Origin of the sequence: Micromonospora sp. WMMD1128 (assembly GCF_027497235.1) — a bacterium.
GTDB lineage: Bacteria > Actinomycetota > Actinomycetes > Mycobacteriales > Micromonosporaceae > Micromonospora.
Genome location: NZ_CP114902.1, coordinates 6,709,977 through 6,729,974, shown reverse-complemented (window position 1 = coordinate 6,729,974; position 19,998 = coordinate 6,709,977). Strand labels below are relative to the sequence as shown.

Below are 19,998 nucleotides of genomic sequence, written 5' to 3'. Positions count from 1 at the left end.
GATGGAGCGTGCCGTTGTCGGTTTCGATGATTCGTGTGACTCCGAGTGAGAGGAGCGCGGTCATGACCGCGACGATCGTCGAACACCATCCGCACCGCGAGTCGGCAAGCCTGCGCATCGGCCTGGTAATGATCAACGACATCCTGCGGGACGGCCTCAGCGTGGCTCTCCGCGGGCTGGCCATGACCACTTCCGTCCGCGCCTACCGCTCGATGCCCGAGCTGCTCACCGAGGCCGTCGACAAGCGACCGGAAGTGCTCGTCGTCAACGCGGCAGACGGCGTCGCCGGCATCGCGGCCGCCGCGCTGATCGCCCCGGACAGCAAGATCGTCATGCTGATCCACGACGCCCGTGCCGCCGAGGCGGTGCTGGCCGACGGCGTCGTGGTGGACGGCTTCCTGCTCCAGCAGGACCTGTCCGGTCGCACCCTGGAGAACGCGCTGCGAGCGATCATGACCGGTGAGGTGCCGATGCCCGCGGTCCTGGCGCAGCAACTGCTGGCCCGGGCGGGCATCCGCCGCACGCCCTCGTCGATGGCGCCCATCAAGCTGACGCCGCGCGAGCACGAGACGTTGTTGCTGCTTGTCGAGGGGCTGAGCAACAAGCAGATCGCGCGACGCCTCAAGATCTCCGACCACGGGGCGAAGCGGCTGGTGGCCGGGGTGTTGCTCAAGCTGGGCTGCACCAATCGGACGTCGGCGGTGGTCACCGCCATCCGCTCCGGCCTGGTGGAGTGCGCGTAGGGCGGGCGCCGGGCAATCGTGCCGGCGCTCGGAGACCACGAAGGTGGCGACGCCCCCCGGCGCCGCCACCTTTGACTCTTCCTCAGGCCGCCTGCGGCAGCGGGGGCCGCTCGTAGAGCCCGTGCGCGGCCAGCTTGATGCCGAGCTCGAGCCGACTCCGGGCACCGAGCATCAGCATGATCTGCGTGACCTGCCGCTGGACGGTGCGGGTGGACACCGCCAGCGCCCGCGCGACCACGTCGTCGGTGGCCCCGCCGGCCAACCGCCGCAGCACGTCACGCTGCAACGGGTTGAGCCTGCCGTGCAGGTTGTTCTCATCCGCCCGAGCCTCGGACCAGTGATGCTGGAAGATCGTCACCAGCGCCTGCACCGCGGTGGGCGAGCGAACCGCCAGCGGTGACGCGGCCCCGCCCCGCGACACGATCGCCAGGTTGCGGTCCAGCACGACCATCAGGGTCGGTGAGTGCTTTCCGCTCCGCACATCGGCCCGGACGCCCAGTAGGGCCTTCAGCCGGGCGCTCCGGTCCAGTAGGGTCTCCCCGGCCACGACCGCGCGTACCTGGGCGGCCCCCGACCAGCCGACCCGGGTCGGGTCCGGTTCCGACATCAGCGCACAGTTGGCCGGGATCAGCGCGAGCACCTCGTCGCGCGCCGCTCTGATCACTCGCGTTGCCAGGCGCCACCCCGCGCCCTCGGCCTCGATGGCCTTCGGCTCCGCTTCCATGGCTCCGTTCTGCGTCATCTCTCCCCCGAGTTGCCGTCGTACGCGCCCCTGCGCGTGCGACGCGGACAGTGATTGAAACGTAGCCATCGGCGAACGGGGCGGGTACCGGGGAATCCCTGGCCCGGGAGTCGGATTTCCACCGGCTCGACCGCCCTACGCCCCCCAGCCGGCGGAACTGTTGGACCGGAGGTACATCAGCACCGCCCGCACCCGCCGGTGCACACCCTCCGCCGCGTCGATCTGCAGCCGCTCCAGGATGCTTGTCACATACGACTCGATGGTCTTGCTGCTCAGACGCAGGCGGTCGGCGATCGCCCGGTTGGTGAGGCCCTGCGCCATCAGTGCCAGCACCTCCTGCTCCCGGACGGTCAGGCGGTCGATCCGGCCGCCCGTGCGGTGCCGGGCCATCAACTCCTCGACCAGGGCCGGATCGATGACCGCTCCGCCGTTCGTCAGCTCACGCAACGCGGTGACCACCTGCTCGACGTCGAGGATGCGCTCCTTGAGCAGGTATCCGACGCCGCCCTCGCCGGAGTTGACGATCGCCAGCGCGTACTCCGTCTCGATGTGCATGGAGAGGACCAGCACCGCGATGCCGGGGTAGTCCCGCCGGATCCGCTCGGCGACGGCCAGGCCCTCGGTGGTGTAGGTCGGGGGCATCCGGATGTCGACGATCGCCGCGTCCGGACGGTGCGCGGCCACCGCGTCCAGCAGTTCGTGCGCGTCCTTCACCGCCGCGAGCACGGTCATCCCGGCCTGCCGCAGGAGGGCTGACAAGCCCTCCCGGATCAGCACCGCGTCGTCTGCGATGACGATACGCACGGGATCACCGTCCGCAGCGTCGTGCCGACCCCGGGTCGGCTCTCCAGTTCCAGCCGACCACCAAGCGCTTCCACGCGGCGGCTGAGGTGGCTCAGGCTGTCCTCGTCGTCAAGGGCCCGGGTCGAGCCGGAGCCGTCGTCGCACACCTCCAGGTGCAGGCAGTTCTCCTCCATGCGCATCCGGATCACCACCGTCGAGGCGCCACCGTGCCGGACCGCGTTGCTCAACGCCTCCGCCACGACGAAGTAGGCGGCTTCCGCCACCTCACGGGGAACCAGACGAGGCCGACCCTCGATCCGCACCGTCACCGGCGTGTTGACGGTCAACGCGGCAAGCGCCTCGTGCAGCTCACGCCGATCCAGGGCGGGCGGACGCAGCCCTCTGCTCAGCAGCCGCAACTCGGTCAGTGCCATGGTCAGCTCGGTCACCGCCGTGTCCAGGTGGGCGTCGGCCTCGGCGGTGTCCCGGATGGTCCTGCGCGCCATCTGCAACAGCAGCGTCGCGTTGATCAGCCGGAACTGCGCGCCGTCGTGCAGATCCCGTTCGATCTCGCTGCGTGCCCGGTGCCGGCCGTTCCGCGCCTCCTGCTCGTACCGGCGTTCCCAGAGCGCGGCGTCGGCCTGCCATCCACGCGCAAGGGCGAGCAGAATCAGCGGCGGTATCAGGATCTGCAGCACCACACCCGCGGCATTGCCCACCAGCCAGGCCACGTGCGCCGGGGTGGTCAGGACGGGCACCACCGCCGCCGCGCACACCTGCAGACAGATGAGGACGCCCGGAACCGCGACGATCCGTTGGGCGCCCTGCCAGCGCCGGATCAGGTGGACGGCGAGCCAGATCGCCACCACCGCGACCACCAGCCGCGCGGCCACCGGCTGGTACGGCTCGGTGGCCCAGCCCGGCGCGGGAAGGCAGGCCAGGCACGGGTCGATCGGGCTGGACGGCGCGGCACGACTGTCGACGATCAGCAGCGGCAACCCGCCGAGCGCGGCCACCAGCAGGACGCGGTCCGCCCGGGTGAGCGTACGGCTGTGCGGCTGGGTGACCAGGATGGCCACCAGGAGAGTCCAGATCAGCACGTGCGCGACGGCGGCCGTGCCGGTGCCCGAGACGCCTTGCAGCGGCCCGATGCCACGGGCCAACCAGACCATCGCGACGGCGAAGAACAGCATGCCGGTCAACGGGTTGGCGGTCGACCCGATCAGGATCATCCCGGCGGTGCCGTAGGAACAGACAAGCGCCAGCGCGGTCGCGACGAATAGCGTGGTCTCCGGGTCACCGGACCGGATCACCCGAACGGTGGCGACCAGGCTGCCGCCCAGCATCACACAGACCAGCATCGCGACAGCCGCGCTTCGCAACGCTGGTCCCGCGTCGACTCGGCTGACCCTGACGGGCATCGGAAGCCGGACCAATCGTCCCTCCGCGGTCGGTAGCCGATGGGAGCCGACCACTGGAGGGTGGCGAGACCGACGAACGTTCGCTCGGCGGTCGCGACGCGATCCCTGAAGATGATCAATCCGCTTGGATCGGGTCTCCGCGATCGACATCAATGCTATCGCATCGTCGATTAATCCGGGGGCCCGTAAATTGCATAGGAGTTTCCGCAAAAGCGGTCCTTACTCACCCACAGCCGCCGTAGCGGCCCCAAGCGCTCGAACCGGACAGCTGCGCAGACCGTCAACCGATATCACCTACGAGTCTGGTGGAATTTGCCCTCCCATTCGGACCAGCGGGTCGGCATACCCTCTTATCCACTCCACTCCATCCATACGGCATCGAATTCCATCGTGCACGCCAGCGTCGGCGGGCCGACAGCCGCGCTCCGAACGCCCCGACGCGGGTTGGAAAGCGGGCTCGAACAGGTCGGCGACCCGGCCGCCTGCGATCAGTTGGGCACCAGGCCCGATAAAGCCGCCCAGGGGAGGGCGAGCCCGCGCATTCCGGCAATCAGGATAATCGTTGTCCATGCCCAGGAAACAGGTTCGCGTATACCGTCGGCAGCTACTCGCCGGCGACCCGAACAATAGAGGCACGACTGAGGCGATCCCACCAAGGAGTCATCGGCGCCGACCCAAAGGCGGCACGACCGTAATTCGGCTGCTGCGCGGCACCAACCCCCGCCCCGACCCCTGATCAGTGAGTGGCACGGCACTCCTGTGCCCCTGGCTCACCCGTTCACGCGATGATCGGGGTGTGCCGCGGTGACGCCCGGTGCGGTGTCGACGTTCCGGAGGGGGTGGGCGGGTGCGGGTGCTGGTCGTCGAGGACGAGACCGGCCTGGCGCAGGTGCTGCGCGCCGGCCTGACGGACGAGGGCTTCGCCGTGGATGTGCAGCACACGGGGGTCGACGGGCTGTGGGCGGCCACCGAGAACCCCTACGACGTGATCGTGCTGGACATCATGCTGCCCGGCCTGAACGGCTACGAGGTGTGCCGGCGGCTGCGGTCGCGGGACGTGTGGACGCCCGTGTTGATGTTGACCGCGAAGGAGGGGGAGTACGACCAGGCGGATGCCTTCGACCTCGGCGCCGACGACTACCTGGTCAAGCCGTTCTCGTTCGTGGTGCTGGTGGCCCGGCTACGGGCTCTCGTACGCCGGGGCGCGCCCGCCCGGCCGGTCGTGCTGACCGCCGGGGATCTGACCGTGGATCCGGCCCGACGGCAGGTCACCCGGGCCGGCCACTCGGTTCGGGTCACCGCGCGGGAGTTCGCGCTGCTGGAGTTCCTGATGCGTCACCGCGGCGACGTGATGTCCAAACGGCAGATCCTCGACAACGTCTGGGACGCGCACTTCGACGGCGATCCCAACATCGTCGAGGTGTACGTCGGCTACCTCCGCCGCAAGATCGATCAACCGTTCGGGCGGCAGGCCATCCAGACCGAGCGGGGCATGGGCTATCGCCTGGCAGCCGACGGCGGCTGAGCATGGCCATCGGGTGGAGGCGATGGCAGCCGGGGGTACGGCTGCGTTCGGCCCTTGCTGCCGCCGCCGTCGTAGCGGCGGCCTTCGCCGTCGGCGCCATGGTGTTCGTCCACCTCGCTCGCGCGGATCTCGCCGGCAACGTGGACGCCGCCGCGCGGCAACGTGCGACCGAGGTGGTCGCGGCGGTGGCCGCCGGTGATCAGGACGCACTCGCCCGGACGCTGCGGCCGAGCCCGGAAGAACAGACGTTGGTGCAGGTCCTCGACCCGTCCGGACGAGTCGAGGCGGCCTCGGCCGCGCTCGGCGACGCCGCGCCGCTGTCCCCGCTGCGGCCCCGACCCGGTCAACTGCTGCGCGAGCAGCGGCTGCTGCCGTTCGCCGGGGAAGACCCGTACCGGATCGCCGCCGCAGGGGTGGCCGACGGCTCCGGTGTCCGCACGGTGCTGGTCGCGCAGTCACTGCGGCCGGTCGACGAGAGCACCGAGGCGGTCGCGGCGATCATGGCCGCCGGGCTGGCGCCCATGCTGCTGGTGGTGGGTGCGGCGGTGTTCTGGTTCGTCGGACGTTCCCTGCGCCCGGTCGAGGCGATCCGCCGGCGGGTCGCCGGGATCACCGCCCGTGACCTGCACGCCCGCGTGCCCGTGCCGGGCGCCCGGGACGAGATCGCGGCGCTCGCCGAGACGATGAACCGGATGCTCGAACGCCTGGAGACCGCCGCGGCGAGCCAGCGCCGGTTCGTCGCCGACGCCAGCCACGAACTGCGCAGCCCTCTGGCCACCCTGCGTGCCGGCCTCGACCGGCTGGCCGTGGCGACCTCGCCCGACGGCCAGCGCGACCTGGTCGAGCTGCTGCGCCGGGAGACCAGCCGGCTGGGTGACCTCGTCGCCGACCTGCTCCTGCTCGCGCGCATCGACGAGCGCGGCGGTACCGGGCGCCGCGACGACGTCGACCTCGACGACTTGGCCTACACCGAGCGGGACCGGCTCGCGGCGCACCGCCCGGACCTGACCGTCCGGGCCCACCTCACCCCCGTGCGGGTGGCCGGGGACGCCCACGACCTCGGCCGCGCTCTGCGGAACCTGGCCGACAACGCCGCGCGTCACGCCCGTACCCGGGTGACCCTGAACGTGTCGGTGCGGGACGCGTGGGCGTGCGTCGAGGTCACCGACGACGGACCCGGTGTCCCCGATGCCGACCGGGAGCGGATCTTCGACCGGTTCGTCCGTCTCGACGACAGCCGCACCCGCCCGGACGGCGGCAGCGGGCTGGGCCTCGCCATCACCCGTGAGGTCGTCTCGGCGCACGGCGGACACGTACAGGTGCTGCCCGGACCGGGCATGACCGTCCGGATCAGTCTGCCCCACGCCGTCGACTCCGAAGATCACTGAACCGACCTCGGCGGTTTCAGGCTCCTCTCAGCTGACGGGCGGCACCCTGGACAGGAGGCGCCTGCACGGGCCGGAGCCGTCACCGTCACGGGGGAGCGATGAACTATCACCTGTTCCAGATCGTCAACGACACAGCCGGCCGCAGCGACCTCGTCGACGACTTCTTCGAATGGACGGCGGTGTGGCTGATCTACGTCCTCGCCGCCACCGCGGCCATACCTGTCCTGGCCCACCTGCGGTACGGCCGCGCCGCCCTGGTGCGCGTCGTCGCGTCCCTCGGGCTGGCCTTCGCCGTCGGGCAGGCCGTTGCCGCGTTCAGCACCGAGGTACGGCCCTTCCAGGCCCATGCCGTGCACCAGCTGATCCCACACGCCGCCGGACCCTCGCTGCCGAGCGACCACGCGACGGCGGCGTTCGCGGTGGCGTTCGCCGTCGGGGCGTTCCTGTCCCGCCGATGGGGACTGGCGCTGAGCGTGCTCGCCGCCGTCATCGGCTTCGCCCGGGTCTGGACCGGCGTGCACTACCCCGGGGACATCCTCGCCGGCGCACTCATCGCCGCCGGAGCGGTCGCCACCATCGGCGTCGTCGGCCGCGCCTACGACCGCCGTACCGGCCGCCGCCTCGGCACCACCGCCTGAGCACCACCCCCCGCCCCTCGTTCCGGAGGTCATGCCATGTCCACGCCTCAGGCGACACTCGCCGTGGGCCCCAGCCTGATCGACCCGGAATGGCTGATCTCCACCTTCGGGCTGATCGGGATCCTCGCGATCGTCTTCGCCGAGTCCGGGTTGCTCATCGGATTGTTCCTCCCCGGCGACTCGCTGCTGTTCACCGCCGGACTCCTCGTCGCCGACGGCCGCTACCTGCACCAACCGCTCTGGCTCGTCTGCCTGCTCGCCGCCGTCGCCGCCGTCATCGGCGACCAGGCCGGCTACCTGTTCGGCAAGCGCGTCGGCCCGAGCCTGTTCCGTCGCCCCAACTCCCGCCTGTTCAAGCAGGAGAACGTGCGCCGGGCCGACGCCTTCTTCGCCCGCTACGGCGCCCGCTCGATCGTGCTGGCCCGCTTCGTGCCGATCGTGCGGACCTTCACCCCCGTCATCGCCGGGGTGAGCCGGATGCACTACCGCGCCTTCGTCACCTACAGCGTCCTCGGCGGGGTCCTGTGGGGAACCGGCGTGACCGTGCTCGGCTACTTCCTCGGGCAGATCAGCTTCGTCGCATCGCACATCGAGCTCATCCTCATCGCCATCGTGCTCATCTCCGTCCTGCCCATCGGCATCCAACTCCTGCGGTCCCGCCATCGGTCGGCAACCGCCTCCGTCGACGCGACGGCCGCTCCGGACGCATCCGGCGCCGACTGAACGACGCACCGCGGTCGCCGCCGGCACCTCCGGCCGGCGATCAACCGGTGGGGGTCAGGCGACGGCCCGGGCGCAGACCATCGGGTGCAGCAGCCGGGACAGTTCGGTGACGCCGGCGACGGGCCGCTCGAAGCCGAGCCGGATCCGCCGGGTCGCGCCGGGCCGGCCGTACGCGACGAGCAGCCCGTACCTGTCGATGCGGACCACCCGGGGCGATTCGCCGCCGGACAGCTTCAGCCGCTGGCGCAGGTGGCCGGCGACCTGCTCGGCGTGGTGGTCGGCGAGGTCGGCCAGCAACTCCGCCTCGACCGCGTGCAGCGGGTCGGGCTCGGCTTCCGCGTACGCCGCCGGGTCGATCCGGCGGACACCGCCGGCGTGTTCCCATCGGACCTCGGCCACCTCGAACCGGTACAGGCGGAACCGGCGGCCCACGTCGAGCAGGTCCCCGGTCGGCTGGGTGGCGGCGAAGTCCACGGCGGCCCGGCGCGCCTCGTCCCCGTCCAGCCGCTTCGCCCAGCCGGAGATCCAGGCCCGGCCGAGGGAGGGAGCGCCGGCGGCGGGCGGCAGGTCGAGCACGTCGAGGACGGTGGCGACGTCGGCACCCCCGTCCGGCGGCGACAGCGCCGCGGCGAGATCACTGACGATCGGCACCAGCAGCAGCACCCGGCCGTCCGGGTCGGTGGCGTGCCGGACCTGGTGCGGCCCGGCGTGTCGGGCCAGGTGGACAAGGGCGGGCAGCCAGCCCGCGACGAGGGTACGCACGATTTCCGCCGGGCTGGGGCGCATGGTCCCGACCTCCTCAAGAAAGGTTAGCCTTACCTAACTGGTAGGCTAGACCATCGGACCGGAGTCGTCGACGTCAACCACCCCGAGCAGGGACGATTGACATGGGTAATCCGGTGCGGACAGACTGTGGCCACAACTGAACACACCGCGCGTCCGTGCGGGGGAAGTCCGGTCGAAGTCCGGCGCTGGCCCGCAACGGTAGGCCGTCGAGGTGGCAGACACCCGGCGGTGAGCCCGAATACCCGGCGTACGCGCGCATCCGCTCCCCACCCGTCGTGGCCCACGGGTCGGAGTCCCGGTCGACCCCGCGCACCGCCGGGCGACCGGGTTTCTGACGACCGCCGGGCCGGAAAGGCGCTACCGATGGTCGTTCGCCTGAGCCGGCAATCCCCGCTCGCCCTGTTCCGCGGCACACTTGCCGCCCTCGCCCTCCGCCCGTCCACCGTCCGGGCCCGGCTCGCCGGTCTGCTGACCGCCGCGCTGGCCGCCGTCGCCCTGATCGCCGTCGAGCCCGCGCCGCAGGCCGCGCACGCGGCGGCCTGCACCGGCACCTCCGGCGTCACAGTCGTCGTCGACTACGCCGCCCTCGGCGGCGGCGTCCAGGTGGGCTGTGCGCTCGGCGACCCGGCCACCGGGCTGGCCGCGTTGCAGGGCGCCGGGTTCACCGTCACCGGCACCCAACGCTGGGGGCTGGCGTTCGTCTGCCGCATCAACGGCAAGCCGACCGCCGCGACGGACCCGTGCGTCAACACCCCGCCGGCCACCGCGTACTGGTCGTACTGGCATGCGTCGCCCGGCGGCGCCTGGTCCTACAGCTCCTCCGGGGCAGCCGGCTACAACCCCGCCCCGGGCAGCGTCGAGGGCTGGGCGTTCGGTTCCGGCGCGGCGCCCGGCATCACCGCTCCCTGATCCACACCGGCGCGGTGACCGGCAGCGCACCGGGTGCCGGTCACCGCCCCGGCGTCGGAAGGCGGCCGGGCGCTCGTCCCGGGTGCTCTCCGGAGTTCTCCCCGACCGCTCTGCGAAAGGCGTCCCTCATGCCCATGTCCCGGCCCCGGCGACTCGGCACCGGCCTCGCCGCCACCGTCGCGGCGGCACTCGCCGCGCTCACCACGCCCATGACCGTGCTGGCCGCTCCCGCCGCGGCCGACGCCGCCGCCGCGCGGGACGCCGCGACCTGGCTCGGTGGCGAGTTCACCGACGGGATTCTGCCCGGACCGTTCGGCGGCCCGGACTGGGGCCTGACCATCGACGGGGTCGTCGCGTTGTCCGCCACCGGCGTCGACACGCCGACCCGCCAGGCCGCCACGGCGCAGGTCGCGGCGCACGTGCGCGCCTACAACAGCTACGACGAGTGGGGCATCGAGGGCTTCACCGACGGCGGGGCCACCGCGAAGCTGCTCTACGCCGCCTCCGCCGCCGGCGCCGACCCCACCGACTTCGGCGGGTACGACCTGCGGGCCGAGACCCTGTCGCTGGTCTCCCCGACGGGCACCGGTGACCAGCGGGGCCGGATCACCAGCCGGGTCACCGCCGACAGCGGCCCGGACGCCAGCAACACCTTCGACCAGTCCTTCGCCGTGCTGGGCCTGGCCCGCAGCGGTGACGTCCCGCAGGACACCGTCGACTTCCTCGTCCGGCAGCAGTGCGCGGCGGGGGGCTTCCGGCTCTACCCGGACACCGCGGACGGGCCGTCACCGTCCTGCGACGAACAACCCGGCGCCACCCTCGACGTCGACTCCACCGCGATGGCCGTGCAGGCGCTGCTGACCGCCGCCGACGACGGCGCCACCGGGGCGGCCGGCGCGGCGCGCAGGGGCGCCGACTGGCTGGTGGCCCAGCAGCACGCCGACGGTTCCTTCGGCGGGTCGGGGCCGACGACCGGCGCGAACTCCAACAGCACCGGACTGGCCGGGCAGGCTCTGGCCGCCGCCGGACGCGACACCGAGGCCGCCCGCGCCGCCGACGCGCTGACCGCGTTGCAGCTCACCGACGCGAACGGCGGAAAGGCAGCCGCCGACGCGGGTGCCGTCGCCTACCACACCGAGGGTTTCACGACAGCCGTCGCGGCCGGGATCGCGGACATCGACCGGGACCAGTGGCGCCGGGCCACCGCCCAGGCCCTGCTCGGGCTCGCGCAGGTGCCGCTGGGCCGGATCGGCCTCGACCTGCCGCCGTCGCCCGACCCCACCCCGTCCGGTACGGCCTCGCCCACCGCCTCCCCCACCGGATCACCGACGCCGACCACGAGCGCCACCGCCAACCCGACCCCGACCTCGACCGGCACCGTCGACCCGACCCCCGGCGACACCGCGAGCCCGCCGGCGGCGACCCCGTCGGCCACCACGCCACCCGCGGCGACCGCCGCTCCGAGCACGGCACCGCCCGCCCCGGGGCTGGTTGGGCTGCCGACCACCGGCACGGCGATCGCCGGCTACGTGCTGGTCGCGGTGCTGATGGTCGGTGGTGGGGTGCTGCTCATGGTGCTCGGCCGGCGGCGGACGAGATGACGGCCCGGTACGCGCGAGCCGGGATCGTCCTCGCCCTGACCGCCGCGAGCACCCTTGCCGCACCGGCCGCGGGGGCGGAGGCCGCCGGCACGGCCGGCTACTGCCCGGACGCCTCCGGGGTCACCGTCGTGGTGGCCTTCAACGAACTCGGCGGCGGCACGGTGGTCCGCTGTGCCCACGGCGACCAGGCCACCGGACTCACCGCCCTGAAGAACGCCGGTTTCCCGATCACCGGCACGCTGCGCTGGGGCGAGGGGTTCATCTGCCGGATCGAGGGCAAGCCGTCGGCAGCCGCGGAGAAGTGCGTCGACACGCCGCCGGCCAGCGCCTACTGGTCGTACTGGCACGCCTCGAACGGCGGTGGCTGGACCTACAGCGACAAGGGCGTGGCCAACCGCAGACCGCCGGCCGGCAGCTTCGAGGGCTGGTCGTTCTCGCTCAACCGCGGCAGCAACGACGCGCCCCGGCCCGACGTCGTACCGAAGCGACCCGCGCCACCGGCGCCGCCCGCGCCACCGCCGGCCGCGGGCGGTGGTGGACCGGTCGCGACGCCGCCGGCCGCCGGTGGTGGGCCTGTCGCACCGCCCGCGCAGGGTGGTCGCGGGGCCGCCCCACCTGGCGGTCGGCCGGGTGCGGCCGGACCGACCGTCGACGCCACCGGGCTCCCCGCCCCCACGGGTACGGCCACCGGCGCCCCGTCGCCGACGCCGAGCCAGGTCGGTGCCCCGACCGGTGGGGCCACCGGCGTGTCGTCGCCGGGCGCCTCCGGGCCGGAGTTGACAGACGTCGCTGCCCCCCGCGACGGCGCAGGTCCACCGTTCGGCACGATCGCCGGGGTGCTGCTGCTCGTCCTGCTGGCCGGCGGCGGGTTGATCGCCGCGCGGCGACGGCGTACCACCGAACCGGATGCCTGACCGGTCCGCCACCGCCACGGTCGGGACCAGCCCGGATCCGGCCCTCGGCACCGGCCGGCGGCCGGTCCGGTGGTCGGCGGCGCGGCTGCCCCGCGGGCTGCACCCGGGGGCGTGGTGGCTGTGGGCGCTCGGCCTGGCCACGGCGGCCAGCCACACCACGAACCCGCTGCCGCTGGGTCTGCTCGTCGCCACCGCCGCGCTGGTGGTGGTCCGGCGGCGCGGCGACGCCCCGTGGGCCCTGGCGTTCCGGATGTACCTGTGGCTGGCCGCGGTCGTGGTGGGCATGCGGGTGGTGTTCCGGATCGTGTTCGGCGGCGGTCAGGGCGACCATGTGCTGCTCCGCCTGCCGGAGATCCCCCTGCCGGCCTGGGCGGCAGGCATCCGGCTGCTCGGGCCGGTCGCCGCCGAACAGGTCCTCGGCGGTTTCTACGACGGGCTGCGGCTGGCCACCATGCTTGTCTGCCTGGGCGCCGCGAACGCGCTGGCCAACCCGAAGCGGCTGCTCAAGGCCGTACCCGGCGCGTTGTACGCGGTCGGCACGGCCGTGGTGGTGGCGCTGTCGGTCGCTCCGCAACTGGTGGAAAGCGTGCTCCGGGTGCGCCGGGCCCGGCGACTGCGCGGCGCACCCGGACGCGGGATGCGGGCGCTGCGCGGGATCGCCGTGCCGGTGCTTGCCGACGCCCTCGACCGGTCCCTGGCCCTCGCGGCGGCGATGGACTCCCGCGGCTACGGGCGCACCGCCGCGGTGCCGGCCGGGCAACGCACCGCGACCGGCGTGCTGGTGCTCGGCGGGCTGATCGGCGTCTGCGCCGGCACCTACGGTCTGCTCGACACCGGCAGAGCCGGTTTCCTCGGTCTGCCGATGCTGCTCGCCGGGCTGGTCGCCGCCGTGACCGGGATGCTGTTGGCCGGGCGGCGGGTCCGGCGCAGCCGCTACCGGCCGGACCGCTGGCGAGCCGCGGAACTGGTGGTGGCCGGTTGCGGCGTGGCCACCGCCGCCCTGACGACGCTCGCCGGCTCGGTCGACCCGGACCTGCTCTATCCGCCGGTCAGCCCGCTCACCTGGCCCGAGCTGACCCCGCTGACGCTGCTCGCCGTCGCGGTCGCGGCGGCGCCGGCCTGGCTGGCGCCGCCACCTCCGCCGGCCGCGCCCACCCGGCCGCCGACCGGCCCGGCGGACACCGCCGCCCCGCCGACCCGACCCACCATGCCGGCGACGGCGGGAGGCCGCACGTGATCGAGTTCGACCGGGTCACCGTCCGCTACGCCGACGACGGTCCACCCCCGCTGCGGGACGTGACGATCCGCATCGAAGAGGGCGAGTTGTGCCTGGTCGCCGGCCGCACCGGCGCCGGCAAGTCCACCCTGCTGCGGGCGATCAACGGACTGGTGCCGCACTTCACCGGCGGCACCCTGCACGGCACCGTCACCGTGGACGGCCGGGACACCCGTCACCACCCGCCGCGTGACCTCGCCGACGTGGTCGGTGTGGTCGGCCAGGACCCGCTGTCCGGCTTCGTCACCGACACCGTCGAGGAGGAACTGGCGTACGGCATGGAACAGCTGGCCCTGCCGCCGGCCGCCATGCGCAAGCGGGTCGAGGAGACGCTCGACCTGCTCGGCATCGCCGAGCTGCGGGACCGGCCGCTGCGCACGCTGTCCGGCGGGCAGCAGCAGCGGGTGGCCATCGGCGCCGTACTCACCGCCCATCCGCGGGTGCTTGTCCTCGACGAACCCACCTCCGCGCTGGATCCCACCGCCGCCGAGGACGTCCTCGCCACCGTCACCCGCCTGGTGCACGACCTCGGCGTCACCGTGGTCCTGGCAGAGCACCGGCTGGAACGGGTCGTGCAGTACGCCGACCGGCTGCTCTACCTGCCCGGCGACGGGCACGTGCGGGACGGGGCACCGGCGACCGTGCTCGCCGGGATCGACCTCGCGCCACCCCTGATCGAGCTGGGACGGCTCGCCGGCTGGACCCCGCTGCCGTTGTCCGTACGCGACGCCCGCCGACGCGCCGCCGCCCTGCGCCACCGACTCGCCGACGCGGCCCCCGCCACGCCGGCACCGGAGCCGGCACCCGCTCCGGTGCTGACCGCCCGCGGGATCGTCGTCCGGTATCCGGGCACGGTCGCCGTGGCCGGGGTCGACCTCGACCTGCATCCCGGCCGGGTCGTCGCGCTGATGGGCCGTAACGGTTCCGGCAAGTCCAGCCTGCTGTGGGCGGTGCAGGGCAGCGGCCCCCGCCACGGTGGCACCGTCACCGTCACCGTCACCGTCACCGGTGCCCGCGGCGGCGTCGACCCGAAGGCCCTGCCGGCCGGCCAGGCCCGCCGGCACGTCGGCCTGGTCCCGCAGAACCCCACGGACCTGCTCTACCTGGAGACCGTGGACGCCGAATGCGACCAGGCCGACCGGGAGAGCGACGCGCCGACCGGCACCTGCCGCGCCGTCCTCGACCAACTGGTCCCCGAGCTGCCCGGCGACCGGCACCCCCGCGACCTGTCCGAGGGACAACGACTGGCCCTCGCACTCGCCGTCCAGCTCACCGCCGCCCCGCCGGTGATCCTGCTCGACGAACCGACCCGTGGCCTGGACTACCACGCCAAGAAGCAGTTCGGCGCGCTCGTCCGGCGGATGACGGACGCCGGCCGCGGCGTGGTCCTGGCCACCCACGACGTCGAACTCGTCGCGACCCTGGCCGACCAGGTGATCGTGATGGCCGAGGGAGAGATCGTCGCCGAGGGCGGCACGGCCGAGGTCATGCTTGCCTCACCGGCCTTCGCGCCGCAGGTCGCCAAGGTCCTCGCGCCGCAGCCGTGGCTGACCGTGGACCAGGTGGCCGCCGCGCTCCGGATAGCCGGAGCACCGACGTGAGCGGGCCGCGGATCGCGCCCCGGACCGCCGTGGTCCTGGCACTCGCCTCCGCCGCCGCGCTGGCCACCTTCACCTGGCCGTTCTTCGTCCCCGCGCACCCCGAGAGCACCGCCCGCACCGGCGAAGCGCCGCTTGTCTTCTTCCTCATGCTGCCGGTGCTCGTGGCGCTCCTGCTGGCCGAACTCAGCTCCGGCGGCATCGACAGCAAGACCCTGGCGATGCTCGGCGTGCTCTCCGCCGTCAACGCCGCGCTACGCCCGCTCGGAGCCGGCACCGCCGGCATCGAAACGGTCTTCTTCCTGCTCGTACTCGCCGGACGGATCTTCGGGCCCGGCTTCGGGTTCCTGCTGGGCTCCACGTCTCTGTTCGCCTCCGCGCTGCTCACCGCCGGAATCGGACCGTGGCTACCGTTCCAGATGCTGTGCGCCTCGTGGATCGGCCTCGGCGCCGGCCTGCTCCCGTCCCGGCTACGCGGCCGGACCGAAACCGCGGTGCTCGCCGGATACGGCGCGGTCGCCGCCTACGGGTACGGCCTGCTGATGAACCTGTGGTTCTGGCCGTTCAGCATCGGCGCCGACACCCAACTGTCCTACCTGCCCGGCGCGCCGGTGCTGGAGAACCTGCACCGGCTGGCCCTGTTCACCGCCGTCACCTCCACCTTCGGCTGGGACACCGGCCGGGCGATCACCACCGCCGTGGCGATCGTTCTCGTCGGCCCGGCCGTGCTCGCCGCGCTGCGCCGCGCCGCCCGACGGGCCGCCTTCGGCGCGCCGGTCACCTTCGCCGCACCCGACCCGCCCGATTCCCAGGGAGTTACCGCACACCCGGCCCCGCGACCACCCGGGACGTGACCGGCGGCGGGAGAGGGCGTCGTGGGCGCCGGGTCCGGTGCGGCTGACGGAACCCCGCTGCGGTGGGTCGGCGCGCTGGTGCTCGACGTGCGTCACCGCCGGCGGGCCTGCCCGATCCGGCGCAGCACCCCGTGCCAGGCGGGCGTCTCGCGGGAGTCGTCGAAGGCCCGCGCGACCACGACGTCGGTGGAGGAGTGCGCCAGGATCGAGATGACGATGGTCAGCGCCACCAGGTGGAAGACCTCGTCGCCGGCGGCGATGCCGGATTCGAGGACCAGCAGCCCGTAGACGACCGAGGCGAAGCCCTTCGGGCCGAACCACATCGCGGCGGCCTGTTCCCGCAGGCCCAGTCCGGAGCGCAGGAAGGAGATCCACAGCGCCACCGGACGGGCCACCACGATGGCCAGGACGGCGAAGACCCAGCCGGCCCAGGAGATCTCCCCGAGGAAGTCCACCGAGATCAGCGCTCCGAACACCAGCAGCGCGGCGAGTTTCAGCAGCTCGGCGACGTTCTCCCCGAAGTGCTCGAATGCGGCCCGTTCCCGCGGCCCGAAGGTGGCCACGGTGATGCCGGCGGCGAACGCGGCGAGGAACAGGTTGCCGTGGGTGACCTTGCCCAGCGCCAACACCAGCAGCCCGATCGCCACCCCGTTGAGCGGGGCGTACGCCGCGGACGCGGCGAACCATCTGGTGCGCTCCAGCGCGATGGCGGCCAACGGCACCAGCACGCCGATCAGCAGTCCCACCGCCAGCTCGGTGCCCAACTCCCCCAGGTGCAGGTCCTCGGAGCCGGCCGCGACGGCCAGCAGCACGACCACGAAGGGCAGGGCGAGCCCGTCGTTGACGCCGGACTCGACGTTGAGCAGGTGCCGCAGCCGGGCGGGCACCTTGTCGTTGCCGACCAGCGCGGCGGCGAAGACCGGGTCGGTGGGGGCGAGGATCGCCCCGATCAGCAGCGCCTCCGGCCAGTCGAGCCCGGCGACGTAGTGGGCCAGCACGGCGGTGACGAGCAACGTCAGCGGCAGGCCCCAGCCCAGGGCGCGCCCGGGCAACCGCCACGCCGAGCGCAGGTCGGCCCAACCGACGCGCATCCCGTCGGTGAACAGCACCGCGAACAGCGCCAGTTCGGCCAGTTGCGCCACGATCGGGGAGTCGGCGCGCAGGTGCAGCACGCCGGTGGTGTCCTCGCCGAGCAGGAAACCGGCGACCAGGAACAGCGCCGCGGTCGACAGGATGGTGCGGTGGGCCAGCGCGGAGACGAGCACGGCGGCCAGCAGGACGGCGGCGAAGCACAGCAGCAGCACGGGGATCCCTCCGGGGCGCGGACCATCACGGTGCCGACCAGTCTTCCCGGCGCTCCACGGATCCCGGTGATCATAACGACCGGCGACGACCGGCGCGACGGGCGTCGACCGGCCGTGCTGCTCTGTTCGGGCGTGACACACGGGAGTACGGTGAGGGCCGGTGCGCCGGGAAGCCTGGTCGGCAGTCGTGACACGTCGTCGACCGGAGGCACCCGTGGCCGCACCCGCGATCCGCACTCAACACCTGACCAAACGCTACCGGAACCTGCTGGCCCTCGACCGGCTGGACCTCGACGTGCCGGCGGGTGAGGTGTTCGGGTTCCTCGGCCCCAACGGCGCCGGCAAGTCCACCACGATCCGGCTGCTGCTCGGCCTGGCCCGGCCCACCGCCGGGCGGGCCTGGATCTTCGACGCCGACGCGGCGGACGTCGCCGCGGCGCACCGGCTGCTGGCGTACGTGCCGGCCGACGTGGCGCTCTGGCCGCAGCTCACCGGCGCGGAGACCCTGGAGCTGCTCGCCGCCACCGGGCCGGGTGTCGACCGGGCCTACCGCGACGAGTTGGTGGACCGGTTCGCCCTCGACCTGTCCACGCCGGCCCGCGCCTACTCCACCGGCAACCGGCAGAAGGTCGCCCTGGTCGCGGCGTTCGCCACCCGCGCGCCGCTGCTGGTCCTCGACGAGCCGACAAGTGGCCTGGATCCCCTGATGGAACTCCAGTTCCGGCGCGCCGTCGCGGTCGCGCGCGACAACGGGCAGACGGTCTTCCTCTGCTCCCACCAACTCGCCGAGGTCGAGGCCGTCTGCGACCGGGTGGCGATCCTGCGTGCCGGCCGGCTCGTCGACGTCGCCACCGTCGGTGGGTTGCGCCGCCTGCACCGTACGGAGGTGACCGCCGGCTTCACCGGCCCCGCGCCCGACCTGCGCGACGTGGCCGGCGTCGAGATCGTCGCCCAGGACAGCAGGATGCTCCGCTTCACCATGACCGGACCGCCGGCACCGGCGCTGAGCGCCCTCGCCGCCGCCGACCTCACCGCGCTCACGGTGCGGGAACCGAGCCTTGAGGAGATCTTCCTCGACTACTACGGCGAGTCGGCCCGATGACCGCCCACGGCCTCCCCCTCCCGGTCCGTCCGGCCGCCGGCCGGGCCGTGACCCGGCTCGCCGTCCGGCAGGTACGCCGAGGGGCCCTCATCGTGCTCACCCTGGCGGTCGGCATGTCGGTGCTGGTCGTCGCCACGTACGCCAGCACGATCGCCGACGGGGGCGGCGCGGAGGCCCTCGCCGCCCTGGCCGGTAACCCCGCGATCCGCACCCTGTTCGGCGAGCCGGTCGCCCTCGACACGGCCGGCGGTTTCACGGTCTGGCGCACCGGCGTCGTCCTCGCCGTGCTGCTGTCGGTCTGGGGGACGCTCGTCACCACCCGCGTGACCCGGGGCGAGGAGGAAGCGGGCCGGTGGGATCTCCTGCTCGCCGGCCGACTCAGCCGCCCGGTGCTGCTCGGCCGGCACCTCGCGGTGCTCACGGCCGCGATGGTCCTGACCGGGGTCACGCTCGCCGCGGCACTCACCGCGGCCGGCACCCCGGGCCGCGGGGCGGTCGTGCACGCCGCCGGTCTGACGTCGGCCGGCGTGGTGGCGGTCGCGGTGGCGGCCCTCGCCGCACAGATCTTCCCGACGCGGTCGGGGGCGACCGGGGCCGCGCTGGCGTTCCTCGGCGTGGGGCTGATGGCCCGCATGGTCGGCGACGGGGTCACCGCCCTCGGCTGGCTGCGCTGGCTGCCGCCGTACGGCCCGCTGGCGTTGCTCCACCCCTACCGGGACGACCGCTGGGCACCCCTGATCGTGCCCGCGCTCACCGCCGTCGCGCTGGCCGTCGCCGCACTCGCCCTGGCCGGTCGACGCGACGCCCGGGCCGGGCTGCTCGCCCCCGCCACCGGCCGGCCGGCCCGGCTGTGGTTGCTCGGCTCGGTGGAAGCCTTCGCCATCCGGCGACTGCTGCGACCGCTGGCCGGTTGGTCGGCCGGGCTCGGCGCCTACTTCCTGCTGATCGGTCTGCTCGCCGATTCGCTGACCGGATTCCTCGCCGACAACCCCCGGTTCGCCGACCTGGCAGCGCAGGCGGGCTTCGGCGGCCTCGGCACGGTCCGCGGCTACACCGCGACGCTGTTCGCCCTGCTCGCCGTCCCGGTCGGCGCCTTCACCGCCGTCCGGCTCGCCGCGCTCGCCACCGCCGAGACCAGCGGACGCCTGACCCTCCTGCACGCCGGACCGGCCACCCGCACCCGACTACTCGGCGCCGAGCTACTCACCACGGCCACCGGCGCGGCGCTCCTCGTCACCGTCGCCGCGACCGCGACGTGGCTCGGCACCAACCTGGTCGGCGCGAACCTGCCGCTGCCGGCGGCACTCGCCGGCGCCTGGAACGCGCTACCGGTCGCGTTGCTCAGCCTCGCCGCCGCGACCGTGGCCCACGGCCGCGCACCGCACGGCGTGGTGGCGTGGGGCATGGTGCCGACCGCCGGCGGATTCCTGCTCATGGTCCTCGCCGACAGCGTCGACGCGCCGGGCTGGGTGAGCGCGCTGTCGCCGTACCGCCATCTCGCGGCCGTGCCTGAGACGGCGCCGGACTGGCTCGCGCTGGCCGTCATGGGCGCGGCGACGGTCGCGGCGGTGACGGCCGGTCTGTACGCCTATCAGCGACGCGACCTGCGGCCGTAGCCGACGCATGGCCTAGCCGCGACGGCCGTGGGCGGTGGCCGTCCCGCCCGGCCCGGCCCGGGTCGTGAGAGCATG

18 protein-coding genes and 1 riboswitch are annotated in these 19,998 nt (G+C 73.5%); of the genes, 13 read left to right on the top strand and 5 right to left on the bottom strand.

All coding sequences use genetic code 11. From position 1 onward, the window contains the following. Nucleotides 1–62: 62 nt before the first annotated feature. On the top strand, nt 63–743 hold the full coding sequence (locus O7602_RS30540) for a response regulator transcription factor (protein WP_281586046.1): 681 nt from the start codon (nt 63–65) through the stop codon (nt 741–743). Between the two features lie 82 nt (nt 744–825). On the opposite strand, the gene O7602_RS30535 is transcribed toward O7602_RS30540, so the two are convergent. The 3 genes from O7602_RS30535 to O7602_RS30525 all read right to left on the bottom strand — a co-directional run bounded on the left by O7602_RS30535 (nt 826) and on the right by O7602_RS30525 (nt 3,629). Further along, nucleotides 826–1,485, bottom strand: a complete 660-nt coding sequence (locus O7602_RS30535; protein WP_281586045.1) for a LuxR C-terminal-related transcriptional regulator — start codon at nt 1,483–1,485, stop codon at nt 826–828. Nucleotides 1,486–1,620: 135 nt separating this feature from the next. Further along, the gene (locus O7602_RS30530) at nt 1,621–2,289 is read right to left on the bottom strand and encodes a response regulator transcription factor (RefSeq protein WP_281586043.1); all 669 of its coding nucleotides are present in this window, start codon (nt 2,287–2,289) and stop codon (nt 1,621–1,623) included. After that, nucleotides 2,256–3,629 carry a histidine kinase gene (locus O7602_RS30525; RefSeq protein ID WP_281586042.1) on the bottom strand — a complete coding sequence of 458 codons (1,374 nt, stop codon included), beginning with the start codon at nt 3,627–3,629 and terminating at the stop codon, nt 2,256–2,258. Before O7602_RS30525 ends, O7602_RS30530 begins: the two co-directional genes overlap by 34 nt. A gap of 907 nt (nt 3,630–4,536) precedes the next feature. On the opposite strand from O7602_RS30525, the gene O7602_RS30520 reads away from it, so the two are divergent. From O7602_RS30520 to O7602_RS30505, 4 genes are all read left to right on the top strand, one after another. Continuing rightward, the gene (locus O7602_RS30520) at nt 4,537–5,214 is read left to right on the top strand and encodes a response regulator transcription factor (RefSeq protein ID WP_281586041.1); all 678 of its coding nucleotides are present in this window, start codon (nt 4,537–4,539) and stop codon (nt 5,212–5,214) included. Between the two features lie 2 nt (nt 5,215–5,216). After that, nucleotides 5,217–6,602, top strand: a complete 1,386-nt coding sequence (locus O7602_RS30515) for a HAMP domain-containing sensor histidine kinase (protein ID WP_281586039.1) — start codon at nt 5,217–5,219, stop codon at nt 6,600–6,602. 98 nt (nt 6,603–6,700) lie between these two features. Beyond that, on the top strand, nt 6,701–7,240 hold the full coding sequence (locus O7602_RS30510; protein WP_281586037.1) for a phosphatase PAP2 family protein: 540 nt from the start codon (nt 6,701–6,703) through the stop codon (nt 7,238–7,240). Nucleotides 7,241–7,276: 36 nt separating this feature from the next. Further along, nucleotides 7,277–7,963: a VTT domain-containing protein gene (locus O7602_RS30505; RefSeq protein WP_281586036.1), complete on the top strand. Its 687-nt coding sequence runs from the start codon at nt 7,277–7,279 to the stop codon at nt 7,961–7,963. A gap of 54 nt (nt 7,964–8,017) precedes the next feature. Here the strand turns inward: O7602_RS30505 and O7602_RS30500 are convergent, their stop codons facing one another. After that, entirely contained in the window at nt 8,018–8,749 is a 732-nt protein-coding gene (locus O7602_RS30500) for a DUF2470 domain-containing protein (protein ID WP_281586034.1), read from the bottom strand. 126 nt (nt 8,750–8,875) lie between these two features. Next, nucleotides 8,876–9,014, top strand: a riboswitch (cobalamin riboswitch). A gap of 98 nt (nt 9,015–9,112) precedes the next feature. Here O7602_RS30500 and O7602_RS30495 point away from each other — a divergent pair. The 6 genes from O7602_RS30495 to O7602_RS30470 all read left to right on the top strand — a co-directional run bounded on the left by O7602_RS30495 (nt 9,113) and on the right by O7602_RS30470 (nt 15,901). Next, nucleotides 9,113–9,658, top strand: coding sequence for a hypothetical protein (locus O7602_RS30495; RefSeq protein WP_281586033.1), 546 nt, complete (start codon nt 9,113–9,115; stop codon nt 9,656–9,658). A gap of 134 nt (nt 9,659–9,792) precedes the next feature. After that, nucleotides 9,793–11,259 (top strand): cell wall anchor protein, encoded by a 1,467-nt coding sequence (locus O7602_RS30490; RefSeq protein WP_281590633.1) that lies wholly within the window; start codon nt 9,793–9,795, stop codon nt 11,257–11,259. Then, the gene (locus O7602_RS30485) at nt 11,256–12,173 is read left to right on the top strand and encodes a hypothetical protein (protein ID WP_281586031.1); all 918 of its coding nucleotides are present in this window, start codon (nt 11,256–11,258) and stop codon (nt 12,171–12,173) included. The genes O7602_RS30490 and O7602_RS30485 overlap by 4 nt, the downstream gene beginning before the upstream one ends. Further along, on the top strand, nt 12,166–13,410 hold the full coding sequence (locus O7602_RS30480; protein WP_281586029.1) for an energy-coupling factor transporter transmembrane component T: 1,245 nt from the start codon (nt 12,166–12,168) through the stop codon (nt 13,408–13,410). Before O7602_RS30485 ends, O7602_RS30480 begins: the two co-directional genes overlap by 8 nt. Further along, entirely contained in the window at nt 13,407–15,050 is a 1,644-nt protein-coding gene (locus O7602_RS30475) for an ABC transporter ATP-binding protein (RefSeq protein WP_281586028.1), read from the top strand. Before O7602_RS30480 ends, O7602_RS30475 begins: the two co-directional genes overlap by 4 nt. Next, nucleotides 15,047–15,901, top strand: coding sequence for an ECF transporter S component (locus O7602_RS30470; protein ID WP_281586027.1), 855 nt, complete (start codon nt 15,047–15,049; stop codon nt 15,899–15,901). Before O7602_RS30475 ends, O7602_RS30470 begins: the two co-directional genes overlap by 4 nt. A 92-nt stretch (nt 15,902–15,993) precedes the next feature. Here the strand turns inward: O7602_RS30470 and O7602_RS30465 are convergent, their stop codons facing one another. Then, nucleotides 15,994–17,205: a cation:proton antiporter gene (locus O7602_RS30465; protein ID WP_281586026.1), complete on the bottom strand. Its 1,212-nt coding sequence runs from the start codon at nt 17,203–17,205 to the stop codon at nt 15,994–15,996. A 214-nt stretch (nt 17,206–17,419) separates the two neighbouring features. Here O7602_RS30465 and O7602_RS30460 point away from each other — a divergent pair, with 214 nt between their 5' ends. Next, nucleotides 17,420–18,307: an ABC transporter ATP-binding protein gene (locus O7602_RS30460; RefSeq protein WP_281586025.1), complete on the top strand. Its 888-nt coding sequence runs from the start codon at nt 17,420–17,422 to the stop codon at nt 18,305–18,307. Then, nucleotides 18,304–19,923, top strand: a complete 1,620-nt coding sequence (locus tag O7602_RS30455) for a hypothetical protein (RefSeq protein WP_281586023.1) — start codon at nt 18,304–18,306, stop codon at nt 19,921–19,923. Before O7602_RS30460 ends, O7602_RS30455 begins: the two co-directional genes overlap by 4 nt. Nucleotides 19,924–19,998: the final 75 nt, after the last annotated feature.